The 13,133-nt window shown below is 56.5% G+C and carries 13 protein-coding genes; all 13 read left to right on the forward strand.

The window, feature by feature from the left end:
* Positions 1 to 82 precede the first annotated feature (82 nt).
* The 13 genes from fliE to speG all read left to right on the forward strand — a co-directional run bounded on the left by fliE (position 83) and on the right by speG (position 13,120).
* On the forward strand, positions 83 to 415 hold the full coding sequence (gene fliE / locus J2Y91_RS02795; protein ID WP_133622931.1) for a flagellar hook-basal body complex protein FliE: 333 nt from the start codon (positions 83 to 85) through the stop codon (positions 413 to 415).
* A gap of 19 nt (positions 416 to 434) precedes the next feature.
* Complete coding sequence (locus J2Y91_RS02800; RefSeq protein ID WP_253537190.1) at positions 435 to 1,289, forward strand: CheR family methyltransferase; 855 nt, start codon at positions 435 to 437, stop codon at positions 1,287 to 1,289.
* Positions 1,286 to 2,341 carry a protein-glutamate methylesterase/protein-glutamine glutaminase gene (locus J2Y91_RS02805; RefSeq protein WP_253537193.1) on the forward strand — a complete coding sequence of 352 codons (1,056 nt, stop codon included), beginning with the start codon at positions 1,286 to 1,288 and terminating at the stop codon, positions 2,339 to 2,341. Before J2Y91_RS02800 ends, J2Y91_RS02805 begins: the two co-directional genes overlap by 4 nt.
* A gap of 47 nt (positions 2,342 to 2,388) precedes the next feature.
* Positions 2,389 to 2,775, forward strand: coding sequence for a chemotaxis response regulator CheY (gene cheY, locus J2Y91_RS02810; protein ID WP_099753763.1), 387 nt, complete (start codon positions 2,389 to 2,391; stop codon positions 2,773 to 2,775).
* 11 nt (positions 2,776 to 2,786) lie between these two features.
* Positions 2,787 to 3,425: a protein phosphatase CheZ gene (gene cheZ, locus J2Y91_RS02815; protein ID WP_253537196.1), complete on the forward strand. Its 639-nt coding sequence runs from the start codon at positions 2,787 to 2,789 to the stop codon at positions 3,423 to 3,425.
* Positions 3,426 to 3,442: 17 nt separating this feature from the next.
* Positions 3,443 to 4,588, forward strand: coding sequence for a flagellar biosynthesis protein FlhB (gene flhB / locus J2Y91_RS02820; protein ID WP_253537199.1), 1,146 nt, complete (start codon positions 3,443 to 3,445; stop codon positions 4,586 to 4,588).
* Positions 4,588 to 6,690: a flagellar biosynthesis protein FlhA gene (gene flhA, locus J2Y91_RS02825; protein ID WP_253537202.1), complete on the forward strand. Its 2,103-nt coding sequence runs from the start codon at positions 4,588 to 4,590 to the stop codon at positions 6,688 to 6,690. Before flhB ends, flhA begins: the two co-directional genes overlap by 1 nt.
* Complete coding sequence (locus J2Y91_RS02830) at positions 6,690 to 7,106, forward strand: flagellar protein FlhE (RefSeq protein WP_133622925.1); 417 nt, start codon at positions 6,690 to 6,692, stop codon at positions 7,104 to 7,106. The genes flhA and J2Y91_RS02830 overlap by 1 nt, the downstream gene beginning before the upstream one ends.
* A 577-nt stretch (positions 7,107 to 7,683) precedes the next feature.
* Entirely contained in the window at positions 7,684 to 8,709 is a 1,026-nt protein-coding gene (locus tag J2Y91_RS02835) for a hypothetical protein (protein WP_253537205.1), read from the forward strand.
* Positions 8,710 to 8,711: 2 nt separating this feature from the next.
* Positions 8,712 to 9,848 carry a BamA/TamA family outer membrane protein gene (locus J2Y91_RS02840; protein WP_253537209.1) on the forward strand — a complete coding sequence of 379 codons (1,137 nt, stop codon included), beginning with the start codon at positions 8,712 to 8,714 and terminating at the stop codon, positions 9,846 to 9,848.
* Positions 9,845 to 10,999: a DUF4056 domain-containing protein gene (locus tag J2Y91_RS02845; protein WP_253537212.1), complete on the forward strand. Its 1,155-nt coding sequence runs from the start codon at positions 9,845 to 9,847 to the stop codon at positions 10,997 to 10,999. The genes J2Y91_RS02840 and J2Y91_RS02845 overlap by 4 nt, the downstream gene beginning before the upstream one ends.
* A 413-nt stretch (positions 11,000 to 11,412) precedes the next feature.
* Entirely contained in the window at positions 11,413 to 12,273 is an 861-nt protein-coding gene (locus tag J2Y91_RS02850; protein ID WP_253537215.1) for a nucleoside-specific channel-forming protein Tsx, read from the forward strand.
* Positions 12,274 to 12,553: 280 nt separating this feature from the next.
* Positions 12,554 to 13,120 (forward strand): spermidine N1-acetyltransferase, encoded by a 567-nt coding sequence (gene speG, locus J2Y91_RS02855; RefSeq protein WP_048915044.1) that lies wholly within the window; start codon positions 12,554 to 12,556, stop codon positions 13,118 to 13,120.
* Positions 13,121 to 13,133: the final 13 nt, after the last annotated feature.

A 13,133-nucleotide genomic window follows, 5' to 3' on the forward strand; every position in this document is an offset into this window, starting at 1 on the left:
TCCCCCGTGTTAATATGCATCTGTCTAAAAGCTGCGCAATTTTTATTGCACCAGAATTCATTAATTAGCCGGAATAAAAATAATGTCAGCATCAATTCACAGTGTGATTGGGCAAATGCACGCTCAGGCCCAGAAAATTTCGGGATCCGCTGATTTCCTCTCTGCCGGAAAGTTAACAGATAACGTGGGCGGCGCGACATTCTCGGACGCCTTGTTTAACAGCATCAATGAAATCAATAAGACACAGCAGGTAGCCAAGAAAAATACCCAGGATTTTATGTCCGGAAAAAGCGATGTCGGCCTGAATGATGTGATGCTCTCCATGCAGAAATCATCGGTGGCATTTAGCTTTGGCGTGCAGATGCGTAATAAAATGCTCAGCGCCTATCAGGAAGTTATGAGCATGCCGGTTTAAGGCATTGACGAACATCATCATGAATGAAAATTTGCGCGTACCGCTTCGCACTCCCCAACTCTCAGACGCGCTGAGCGACCGGGAATTACAGCGTATCAGCCAGCTGATATATCAGCGTGCCGGTATTGTTCTCACCGAACAAAAGCGAGACATGATATTTAACCGCCTGTCACGCCGCCTGCGTGAATTAAAATTAGCGCGCTTCAGTGAATATATTCAGATCCTGGAATCCAGCCCGGACAGCCCGGAATGGCAGGTATTTATTAATTCTCTGACCACCAACCTGACCGCGTTTTTCCGCGAGGCGTACCACTTTCCAGCGCTGGCAGAACATGCCCGCCAGCATGCCAGTGGCTATCGCGTCTGGTGTACCGCGGCCTCGACCGGTGAAGAGCCGTGCTCAATTGCCATGACGCTGGATGAGGTTCTCGGCCCGGCCATCGGCGGGCCGCGCATCTGGGCAACCGATATTGATACCGATGTGCTGGCGCGCGCCAGCGCCGGGGTTTACCGCCTGGCAGACGTGCAGAGCCTTAGCCCTGCGCAAAAGCGCCAGTTCTTTTTGCGCGGCACCGGGGATAACAGTGAACAGGTGCGCGTGAAGCAGGAGCTGCTCGCGGCGATCCACTATCAGCGCCTGAATCTGCTGGACGCCAGCTGGAATGTGCCCGGCCCATTTGACGCGATTTTTTGTCGCAACGTAATGATCTATTTCGATGCGCCGACGCAACAGCGGCTGATCCAGCGTTTTGCCCAGTTGCTGAAGCCAGACGGACTGCTGTTTGTCGGCCATTCGGAGCATTTTAACCATCGGCAAAGCCCGTTCCGCCTGCGCGGACAGTCGGTGTACGCACTAACGGAGACAGGACGTTGAATAAGATACGAGTGCTGTGCGTCGACGACTCTGCCCTGATGCGCAACATGATCACGGCGGTCGTCAATCAGCAGCACGATATGGAGATGGTGGCGACGGCGGCCGATCCGATCACTGCCCGCGAGCTGATCAAGAAATTTAACCCCGACGTGCTGACGCTGGATATCGATATGCCGCGTATGAACGGGCTGGAGTTTCTTTCACGCCTGATGCGCCTGCGCCCGATGCCGGTGGTGATGGTCTCCTCACTGACCGCCAAAGGGTCCGAAGCCACCCTCACCTCACTGGAGCTGGGGGCGGTGGATTTTATCGCCAAGCCGGACGTCAGGCAGAACAGTGAAATCGACCACTGGGCACTGCTGGTAGCCGACAAAATCCGCGTGGCGGCGCGGGTCGAATTCCCCCAGCGGGCGCACGCGGCGAGCGAACGCCACAGCATCAGTGCGCCGCACCTCGGGATGGAAAAAATTATCGCTATCGGTTCCTCAACCGGTGGCACGGAAGCCCTGCGCCGGGTACTGACCCCGATGCCGGCCAACTGCCCCGCCGTGCTGATCGCTCAGCATATGCCTGCGGGCTTTACCCTGTCGTTTGCCCAGCGCATGAATTCGCTGTGTGCAATGACGGTGAAAGAGGCCGAGGAAGGCGAACCGGTGCTGAACGGCACCGCCTATATTGCCCCTGGCGATCGGCATATGGAGATTGCGCGCCAGGGCAAGGGCTATCAGATCCGCCTCAACAGCCATCCGACGGTTAACCGCCATCGCCCTTCGGTCGACGTGCTGCTGCACTCGGTGGCCGAACACGCCGGGCAGCACGCCGCCGGGGCGATCCTGACCGGGATGGGCAGCGACGGTGCGCGCGGGCTGCTGGCGATGCGCCAGGCCGGAGCCTGGACGCTGGCGCAAAGCGAGCAGACCTGCGTGGTGTTCGGTATGCCGCGCGAAGCCATCGCGCTACAGGCCGCGGTCGAAGTGACGGATCTCCAGCATATCAGCCAGCGTCTGATCGACAGCTTCACGCCGGCGGACCGCAGTAAAACAGCAAAATAACAGCGGGATACCTCCACCGTTTGCAGGAGGATTTTCAGGATAACACCATGTTGGATAAGAGCTTACGTTTTCTGGTTGTTGATGATTTTGCCACGATGCGCCGCATCGTCCGCAATCTGCTACAGGATCTGGGTTACAAGAACATTGAAGAAGCGGAAGACGGCCAGGATGCGCTGAACAAGCTGCGCGCTGCCGAATTTGATTTTGTGGTCAGCGACTGGAACATGCCGCATATCGATGGTCTGGAACTGCTGAAGACCATTCGTGCCGACGCGGCTATGGCCAAACTTCCGGTACTGATGGTCACGGCAGAAGCCAAGCGCGAAAACATTATTGCCGCCGCTCAGGCCGGCGCCAATGGCTACATCGTGAAGCCTTTCACCGCCGCCACGCTGGAAGAGAAGCTGGGCAAAATTTTCGAAAAACTCGGTTAATGACAATGACAATGACAGAGAATAATTCACCCGGCAGCGATAATTTTAAAGACATCTTTTTACGCATTGGTCAGCTGACGCGCGTGCTGCGCAACAGCATGGCTAACCTCGGCCTCGAACAGGCCTTACAGGAAGTTGCCGAGGCCTTCCCGAACACCCGCGATCGCCTTGACTACGTCGCGGCGAAGACTTCCCAGGCTGCCGACCGGGCGCTGACCTGCGTGGAAGTCGCCCGCCCGCTGCAGGAGTCACTGGGTAACGAGGCAGCGGCACTGAACGCCCGCTGGGACGCCTGGTTTGTCGAGCCGCAGCCGCTGGAAGAAGCGCGCGAGCTGGTCACTGCCACGCGTGCCTACCTTCGTCAGGTCCCGGACGTCACCCGCAGCACCAACCATCAGCTGACCGAAATCATGATGGCGCAGGACTTTCAGGATCTGACCGGCCAGGTGCTGCACGGCCTGGTCAATGTGATAGAAGTGGTGGAGAAAGAGCTGATCAGCGTCCTGCTGGAAAATATGCAGGAGATTGAGCCGGTTAATGCGCATGACAATGCCCATCTGAAAAACGGCCCACAGATCAACACCACCGCTGAGGGGATCGTTGCCTCGCAGGAACAGGTGGACGATCTGCTGGAATCACTGGGCTTCTGAGTTAACTGGCCGCCGCTATGTCGCAAGAAAGTGATAACGAGAAAACCGAAGACCCCACGCCCACGAAACTGGCGAAATCGCGTGAAGATGGACAGATCCCGCGCTCAAAAGAGCTGACCACGCTGCTGATGCTGCTGGTGGGATGGGGGCTGATGGTCGGTGGCGGTGAGAGCCTGGCGCGCAGTCTGATGCATCTGCTGCACAACGGACTGACTTTCGATCGGCTGCTGACGGCCGACCCGGCGCATATGCTGCAACGCGCTGCCAGCCTGCTCGGTCAGGCATCTCTCGCCACGCTGCCGTTTGTCTGCGGCCTGTTTATTACCGCAATTGCGGCACAGCCGATTGTTGGCGGGCTGAACCTGAGCGCGAAGTCGATCAAGCTGAATCTGAAAAAGCTTAATCCGCTCAGCGGCATCAAGCGCATGTTCTCGGCGCAGATGGCCTCCGAGATGCTGAAGGCGATTTTAAAAGTGCTGCTGGCCTCGCTCGGCGGCGGGCTTTACCTGCTGCTGAATAAAGAGAAATTTATCCGGCTGATCTTCGAACCGCTCGGCATGGCGCTCAGCGATATCGCCAGCCTGCTGATCGGCTGCATGCTGGCAGTGATCCTGTCGCTGATCCCGATGGTGGCCTTTGACGTGATTTACCAGATCTACAGCAACTGGAAGAAGCTGCGCATGAGCCATCAGGAGATCAAAGATGAGTTCAAAAAGCAGGAAGGCGACCCGCTGATTAAAAACCGCGTGCGCCAGATGCAGCGCGCCATGTCGCAGCAGCGCATGATGAGCGACGTTCCCGATGCGGACGTGGTGGTCAATAACCCGACGCACTACTCTGTCGCCCTGAAATATCAGGACGGCAGCCTCGGCGCACCAAAAGTGGTGGCCAAAGGCAGCGGCCTGATTGCCCTGCGCATCCGCGAACTGGCGGAAAGCCACAGAGTTCCGATGCTGGAAGCGCCCCCGCTGGCGCGTGCGCTGTATCGCCACTGCGAAATTGGCGCACCCATTCCGGCTGATTTATACAACGCGGTAGCAGAAGTCCTGGCGTGGGTTTACGGCCTGCGCCGCTGGCGTAAAGGCTTTGGACAGCGCCCTGTCACCCCTGAAAACCTTCCCGTGCCCGACGCGCTGGATTTTGCCCAAGAGAGTAAAGAGTGATGGCTAATCTCGCCACCCAGTTACGATTACCGAAGTTTAAAGAGACCCAGTGGCAGGTGCTGGCCGGCCCGGTGCTGATCATGACCATCCTGGCGATGATGATCCTGCCGCTGCCGACTTTCGTGCTGGATCTGTTCTTCACCTTTAACATCGTGCTGTCGATCATGATCCTGCTGGTGGCGATGTTCACCCAGAAGACGCTGGAATTCTCGGCATTCCCGACGGTGCTGCTGTTCTCCACGCTGCTGCGCCTGGCGCTGAATGTCGCCTCGACGCGGGTGATCCTGATGGAAGGCCACACCGGCACCGGAGCCGCAGGCGCGGTAGTTGAAGCCTTTGGTAACTTCCTGGTGGGCGGTAATTTCGCCATCGGCATCGTTGTGTTCATCATTTTGATCATCATTAACTTTATGGTGATCACCAAGGGTGCCGGGCGTATTGCCGAAGTGGGCGCTCGCTTTACCCTCGACGGGATGCCGGGCAAGCAGATGGCGATTGATGCCGACCTCAACGCCGGGCTGATTGGCGAAGATGAAGCCAAGCGCCGCCGCCAGGAAGTGACGCAGGAAGCCGATTTCTACGGGTCGATGGACGGGGCCAGCAAGTTTGTGCGCGGTGATGCGATCGCCGGGCTGATGATCATGGTGATCAACGTGCTGGGCGGACTGATGATCGGCATCATGCAGCACGACATGTCGGCGGGCATGGCGGCGGAAACCTATACCCTGCTGACCATCGGCGATGGCCTGGTGGCGCAGATCCCGGGGCTGGTGATCTCGACTGCCGCCGGCGTGGTGGTGACCCGCGTGGTCAACGAGCAGGACGTGGGCGAGCAGATGGTCAGCCAGCTGTTTACCTCTCCGCGCGTCATCGTGCTGTCCGCCGGGGTGATCGGCCTGCTGGGGCTGATCCCGGGTATGCCAAACCTGGTGTTCCTGCTGTTTACCGCCGCGCTGCTGGGCATCGCCTGGTGGCTGCGCGGCCGCGAAAGCCAGCAGAGCGCCCGCGCCGGCGTGGCCGGGGGCAGCGCCGAAGAGAAAGCGATGGCCGAGGCCGAAGCGGCGCAGGTCAATGAAGCCACCTGGTCCGATGTACAGATGGAGGACGTGCTCGGGCTGGAAGTGGGCTACCGCCTGATCCCGATGGTGGATCAGCAACAAAGTGGTCAGCTGTTAACGCGGGTGCGCGGCATCCGTAAGAAGTTTGCCCAGCAGATGGGCTTTCTGCCGCCGGCGGTGCATATCCGCGACAACCTCGACCTCTCGCCAACCTCGTATAGCATTCTGCTGAAGGGCGTGGAGATTGGCCGCGGTGAAACCATGCCGGAGCGCTTTATGGCGATCAATCCGGGCTGTGCCGAAGGAGATGTTCCCGGCATTGCCTGCGTTGAGCCGACCTTTGGTCTGCCTGCGCTGTGGATCGAAGAGGTCCAGCGCGAGCTGGCACAGACCCTTGGCTATACGGTGGTTGACCCGAGCTCGGTGATTGCCACCCACCTGAATCATCTGATCAGCATCCATACCGACGAGCTGTTTGGCCGCCAGGAGGCGCAGCAGCTGCTCGATCAGCTGACCAAACAGTCGCCGAAGCTGGTGGAGGATCTTATCCCCGGCGTGATCACGCTGACCACGCTGCATAAGGTTTTGCAGAACCTGCTGGCGGAGCGTATTTCGATCCGCGATATGCGCACCATCATTGATACTCTGGCGGAATTTGCCACCAGCCACAGCGATGCCGATGAGCTGACCGCCCGCGTGCGCGCCCGCCTGGCTCGCGCCATCACTCACCAATGGTTCCCGGCGGACCAGGATATTCAGGTTATTGGCCTCGACCTGTCGCTGGAACAGCTGCTGATGCAGGCCACGCAAAGCGGCAGCGCCATTGAACCCGGCATTGCTGAAAACCTGATGAAGCAGACCGAGCTGGCGTTGCAGCACCAGGAGGGTATTGGCGCGCCGCCGGTGATGCTGGTCAACCCGATGCTGCGCCTGATGCTTTCACGCTATCTGCGCCGTATCTTCCCGCAGCTGGTGGTGCTGTCGAGCCAGGAGATCAGCAGCCAGCGCAACGTGCGCATGACCTATATGATTGGTGGCCGCTGATGAAGGCCTGGCTTTGGCTGCTGCTGGCAGCACCGCTGGCCGCAGAGGCCGCAGGCGGTTCCTGGGGCAGTCAGAGCCGTGGTGGGATAATATCAATGGGTAAACAGCAGGTGAAAAGCGAACCGATTACCCCTTCCGGTTCCCTCCCCGCCGGCGCGGTGGGAGTGCGAGTGGCATGGCGCATTACCCCCAGCCACACGCCGCCGCCGGATCTGAAAATCACGCTGTGCAGCGCGCAACGCTGCATGGCGCTGCCTGCACTTTCCGGTGAGTTGGCAATGCCGGCTTCCTTCCCGGTAAGCGGACCGTTTTATTTTACCTACTACGCCCAGTCGCGCGGCCCGCTGTTTCCAGTGCTGACCATTCTGCGCAATCAGCTGACGGTGAATTACCGGGTTGCCGCCGGGAGAAAATAGTTTTGCCAAGGACGCCAGGCCTGACGCGGTATTTAGCCGACGTGAGTTTATCCTGACAAGCGCAGCCTGCTGCCGCAAACACATTCCCTCACCCGTATTTAATTCTGGAAGCGGGCGCATAAAAAATATCGCTGCATTACATCACTTGCTGAATCAATGGAATCATGCGTGCAAATCATTTTCTTTTCTGCTTTGCTATTTCACTTACGTTAAGTGAAAGCTGAATCGTTCCATGCGAAACGCCTTAATCCTTTTATTTGTGGAAACGCTCAGTTAATTTTTTGATCTGCGTCCGTTTAAGCCTAAAAAACAACTCATCGATTATTTTAAGTCCGTAAAAGAGTCCAAAGATGATGGTGAGTTATACCATGAATACTCCTCGCCCAGACTGGCTGCCGGAACGGTAGAATTCAAATATTTAAGAATAAGATTAACCCGTAGTAACTAGCATTAGCATTGAACGTTGGGATAGCCAAAAAGTTCAACCCAAGCGCATTTTATGGCGTAATTATTTTTATAAAACTCATATAGACTTCTGCGCACCACATCCCCTTAACGCTATACATGGATTGTAATAATGAACCAGCACTCACGCAAAAAGGCCAATATGCTTATCGGGCTTTTTTTAAGCTCTGCTCCCGTATCAATGGTGTTCGCCGCTATTCCCAATGCTGAGAAACACCCGCTCGCACTTGATTATCGTCACGCGCCTGATCCCTCTGCACTGAGTCAGGAACCGAAGCCAGCCAGAGCGCCCGATCTGTTTGGTGAAACCACCGGTCCACTGCCATTCTTTGGTGAGGAAATTCGCCAGCGCGGTTATGACCTGCCCGATCCTTACGGGATTGGTTATAACTATATGGATATGCACCAAAATATTAAGGTAAACAGCATTAACTTTAGCGGACTGTCACTATTCGGAACGCCGCTACCGAGCGATAATTTTAAGATCGACGTTGGACACACCCGTGAGAAAAGCCAGACGCACACCGCGCGCCTGGATACCTGGCTATTCCCGTTTATGAACATATACGGCATCGTAGGGCATACCAAAGGCTCTTCCGTTTCCCGGATTGATACGGTGGCAGCGGGCGCTCAGGTTCTGTATAAAGACCTCGATTTTAAGCTTAAATTTAAAGGCACCACCTATGGCGCAGGCACCACCCTGGCCTATGGCTATCATGACTGGTTTGGCACGCTCGATTTTAACTATACCCGCACCGATTTCGATATTCTGGATGGTAACACCCATGCCTTCACCTTCACGCCGCGCGTAGGCTATCGCTTTACCGTACCGGGTTCCGACAGGTTCAATATTCCGCAGTCCCATGCCAGCCTGTGGGTTGGCACCATGTATCAGGATGTCTCACAGGACTTTCGTGGCAATATCAGCAACCTGCATATGCCTGCTGAGTTAGCCGGACTGGTTAAATTTGTTAACCAGGACGATAAGGGCCGCTTCCGGGTGAAGCAGCACTTGCAGTCACCGTGGAATATTCTGGTCGGTGGGCAATATGAAATAACCCGTAACTTTAATATTACCGCTGAAGCCGGGTTCGAGAAGCGTAACAGCGTGATGCTGGGCGGCGAGTTCCGCTTCTGAGTATGCGAATAAACTCTTCGCTGTTATTTGGCCTGCTCTCTATTTCCCCGATCGCGCAGGCCAATTTTTTGCCCAGCAGGGTGACCGTCGATCATTACCTGGCAAAACTGGGGTCAGACCAGCAGGTGAATACCGCGAAAGGCATTGACTGGGGCATCGTCCCCGGTCCGTTTTATACCCCGGAACTGGGCATCGGTATTGGCGTTGCGGCTGTCGGGTTGTACCGGCCCGATCGGCAGCAGGAAAACACACCGCTCTCGTCGCTGGCTCTGACAGGCTTTGTCAGTTCGACCGGGGCTTTCGGCTTCGGGTACGAGAATGACACCTTTTTTCACCATGACCAGTGGCGGTTTTATATCGAGGGTGACCTCAGCCATCGCCCGCTCTACTACTGGGGGCGGGGCTATCGTGAAGGGCGCCATCGCCACGACAGGCAAAAATATGACTCCAGCCGTTTTAACGCCACGCCACAGCTGCTTTATCGGCTGCGCGCCAACACCTATGCCGGGCTTGGCTGGGCGGTTTCATGGGAGCGTGCTTCCGCGTTGCAGGATAAGCCATCGGGCGGCTTTTCGCGCAACCCCGTCGCGCTGGATCAGCTAAACTCCGGCTTCAGCCTGCTGTTCAGCTATGACACGCGCGATTTTATCGCTAACCCGTCGCAGGGACAGGTGTTGAACATCCATTACACCGATTACCTCCCTTCGCTGGGCAGCGATAACCGCCTTAAGGTCTGGGATCTGCAGTATGACCGTTACCACCCGCTTAATGACTCCACGCTGCTGGCCTGGGAGCTGTATAGCCGCCTCGCGACCGGGCAGGTGCCGTGGACCATGCTGGGTTCGCTGGGCGACAGTCGCCACCTGCGCGGCTATTATCAGGGGCGCTTTCGCGCGCGAAATATTGTGACTACCCAGCTCGAACTGCGGAAAAAACTGAGCTGGCGCCATGGCGTGGTGGGCTGGGTCGGCGCGGGCAGCATGTCTCAGCGCCCGAGTGAAGTGCTGGATGGCCACTGGCTCCCTTCGATTGGGGTTGGCTACCGCTTCGAGTTTAAAAAACGGATGAATGTGCGGCTTGATTACGGTGTCGGTCAGCGCAGCTCCGGTTTCTATTTCCAGGTTGGTGAAGCATTTTGATCGCCCGTCTCTTACTCTCATTCAACCTGCTGCTGGCAGGCTGCCAGGCCCGGCATCTGGAGAACATGCCGTTTAATGTGGCGAGTCTGCAAGGCCCGGCCGCAGTCGCCAGCGTGGTCTGGCCGGTGATAGCCAAGCTGCCCGCCCCGCAGGGCCTGCGCCCCTGCTGCGCCTTCGGTTATAACGTGCGGGCAAAAGTGCTGGGTATTCCCGTTCCCGGATTCAAAATCGGCAACGTCATCGCCGCGGACGATAGCGGTCAGCATCACTATAATGACCACTTACTGAGTATCCTCAGCACGCTGAGCGGTCTGAATCGCGAACATGACGGCATCATCTATACGCTGCGCGGCGGTTTTATCGATCTCGCCCACGTGCGCGATACCGCCGATAATACCCTGTGGCTATTCAGCCAGATCTGGCCGCGCCTCGGCCAGGCTTTCACCGTCAGGCTTGATGATGAGCTGGGGCAGCGCACGATCCGCCTGTGGCCGTTTACCCCGCCCGCGACTGCGCTTGCGCGCTACCATCTGGCCGTGATGATGGCCGCTCAGCTGGCTTATCAGCTGGCGGTATGGCATGAGGTGGCGCAGTGGTACGGTTTTGAGTCGGTACCTGGCTACTCTGAAGCCGTGTCGGCATTTTCACCGGAAGACCTCTATTCCAACCTGCTTGGCGCGCGCCTTGCCAGCGACCTGTTGAACCATGGCGGCGCCAGCACGCTCAGGCAGTATCAGCGTACAATGGCGCAGGCAATCCCGCAGGCGCTGGCGCAGCTTGAGGCAGTCAGCCCGCAGCAGACCCGTTTTCACTTCGATATGCTCGACGGCAAGTGGTGGAATAGCCGCTGCCGCCTGCCGGATAAATTCCTGGTACGCCGGCGCAACTATCTCACGGGCGCCCTGCGCTACCCTACCCGCCCCGCCGAACGTGTGCCGATGCTGTGGCTGACGCTACCCGACAGCTTTAACGGCCATCCGCTCAACGCTTTCGCCCGGCTGGAGATCTGGCCCGGTAACAATATGAAACAGCTGCCCGCGCCCAAAAGCCCCAGGATTTTCTATCGGTTTGCCGATTTTGCCACGCTGGCGCAGCAGGCAAATGAGGTCGACCGCCGCCGGCTGCTGCGTATCGGCCAGCGCTGTAAATGAGTATTTTATCGCCATTATCGCGTTGTTTTTCATAAGATAAAGTTATGTCTGAGCGTTCATTTTCTGCCCTCGCCGTTCTCCCCTGGATCGCTGCTTGCTGCTTTCCGCTGCGGATCTCACCAGGCAACCGATTACTCTGGTGAGAAAGCAGGCAAAAGCCCTTTTGCCAGAAAGTTCCCCTCCACATGCAAATAAACGTGATGCACATCACACTTTAACTGAATTGAAATGAAACAGAATTTGACAAGTGTGAGCGATCTCTATTTCCTTATAGCCTGTTCGCGGCACACTGCCGCTGCATTCAAGGCGGGTGTTTTCGTCGCATCAATAATCACCCATCGTCGCCCGTAGAAACCGTAACCCGATCGTCGTGCTGGCTGCCGCGCAGGGTCACAGAGCATGTGGTAATAATAATGAAATATAAAATTATGATGGCTGGTGCGCTGGCCGCGCTCTCTTATACCAACGTTTCTTTTGCACAAGATAGCAACCCGGAATATGTTTCTGACTGGTGGCACCAGAGCGTAAACGTGGTGGGCAGCTATCACACCCGCTTCGGGCCGCAGCTGAATAATGACCTGTATCTGGAATATGAAGCCTTCGCCCACAAAGACTGGTTCGATTTCTACGGCTATATCGACGTACCTAAATTCTTCGGCGTGGGTAACGGCAATGACGTTGGCGCATGGGACGATGGCTCACCGTTCTTTATGGAGATCGAACCGCGCTTCTCGATCGACAAACTGACCGGCACCAGCCTGGCATTCGGTCCGTTTAAAGAGTGGTACTTCGCGAATAACTATATCTACGATATGGGTGACAATAAGGCCAACCGCCAGAATACCTGGTATATGGGCCTGGGCACCGATATCGACACCCATTCTGATATCGGCCTGTCGCTGAACGTGTATGCGAAATATCAGTGGGAAAACTACACTGCTGCCAACGAAGACAGCTGGGACGGTTACCGCTTCAAGGTGAAATACTTTGTACCGCTGACCCAGGTGTGGGGCGGCAACCTGAGCTACATTGGCTTTACCAATTTTGACTGGGGTTCTGACCTCGGTGATACCGCCGGTCGCACCAGCAACTCGATTGCTTCCAGCCATATTCTCTCGCTCGGCTATGACCACTGGCACTACTCGTTCGTGGCGCGTTACTTCCACAACGGCGGCCAGTGGGAAGATGGCACCGAGCTGAACTTCGGCAAGGGCAACTTTAACGTGAAGTCGAACGGCTTCGGTTATTACGTGGTGGTGGGTTACAACTTCTGATAACCCGCTGCGGGCCGATCGAAACAAAAGATCGGCCCCTACGTACTGCCTGGATCGCGGGCCGATCGAAACAAAAGATCGGCCCCTACGTACTGCCTGGATCGCGGGCCGATCGAAAAAAAGGATCGGCCCCTACGTATTGCCTGGGTCACGGGCCGATCGAAAAAGAGGATCGGCCCCTACAAACGATGATTCAACGCGCCTGAAGGCGCGTTTTTTTTGTGCCCGCTAAAACGCTATACTCGGGCCGGCAATATTGCCTCTGCAAAAAGGAATTTTTATGTCTGCGAAGTCCGTCGACCACAGCGTTAAGCTGCGCCCGCTGGAGCGTGAAGATCTGCGTTTTGTCCATCAGTTAGACAACAACGCCAGCGTGATGCGCTACTGGTTTGAGGAGCCGTATGAGGCCTTTGTTGAGCTGTCTGACCTGTACGACAAGCATATTCATGACCAGAGCGAACGGCGTTTTGTGGTGGAACATGACGGCAGCAATGCCGGGCTGGTAGAACTGGTGGAGATCAACCATATCCACCGTCGCGCCGAGTTTCAGATCATTATTGCCCCGAGTCATCAGGGTAAAGGATTGGCAACAAAGGCGGCCAGACTGGCGATGGATTACGGTTTTTCGGTGCTGAACCTCTATAAACTTTACCTGATCGTCGATAAAGAGAACGCCAAGGCCATTCATATTTATCGCAAGCTGGGTTTTGAGATTGAAGGGGAGCTGATCCACGAATTCTTTATCAACGGCGAGTACCGCAATACCATTCGCATGTGTATTTTCCAGCATCAGTATCTGGAACGCTTCCGGCCACCGCACGCCATGGTCAATCCAACGGCGCAGTAAACCATCAGGCCGG

The organism is Erwinia aphidicola (assembly GCF_024169515.1).
Taxonomy (GTDB): domain Bacteria; phylum Pseudomonadota; class Gammaproteobacteria; order Enterobacterales; family Enterobacteriaceae; genus Erwinia; species Erwinia aphidicola.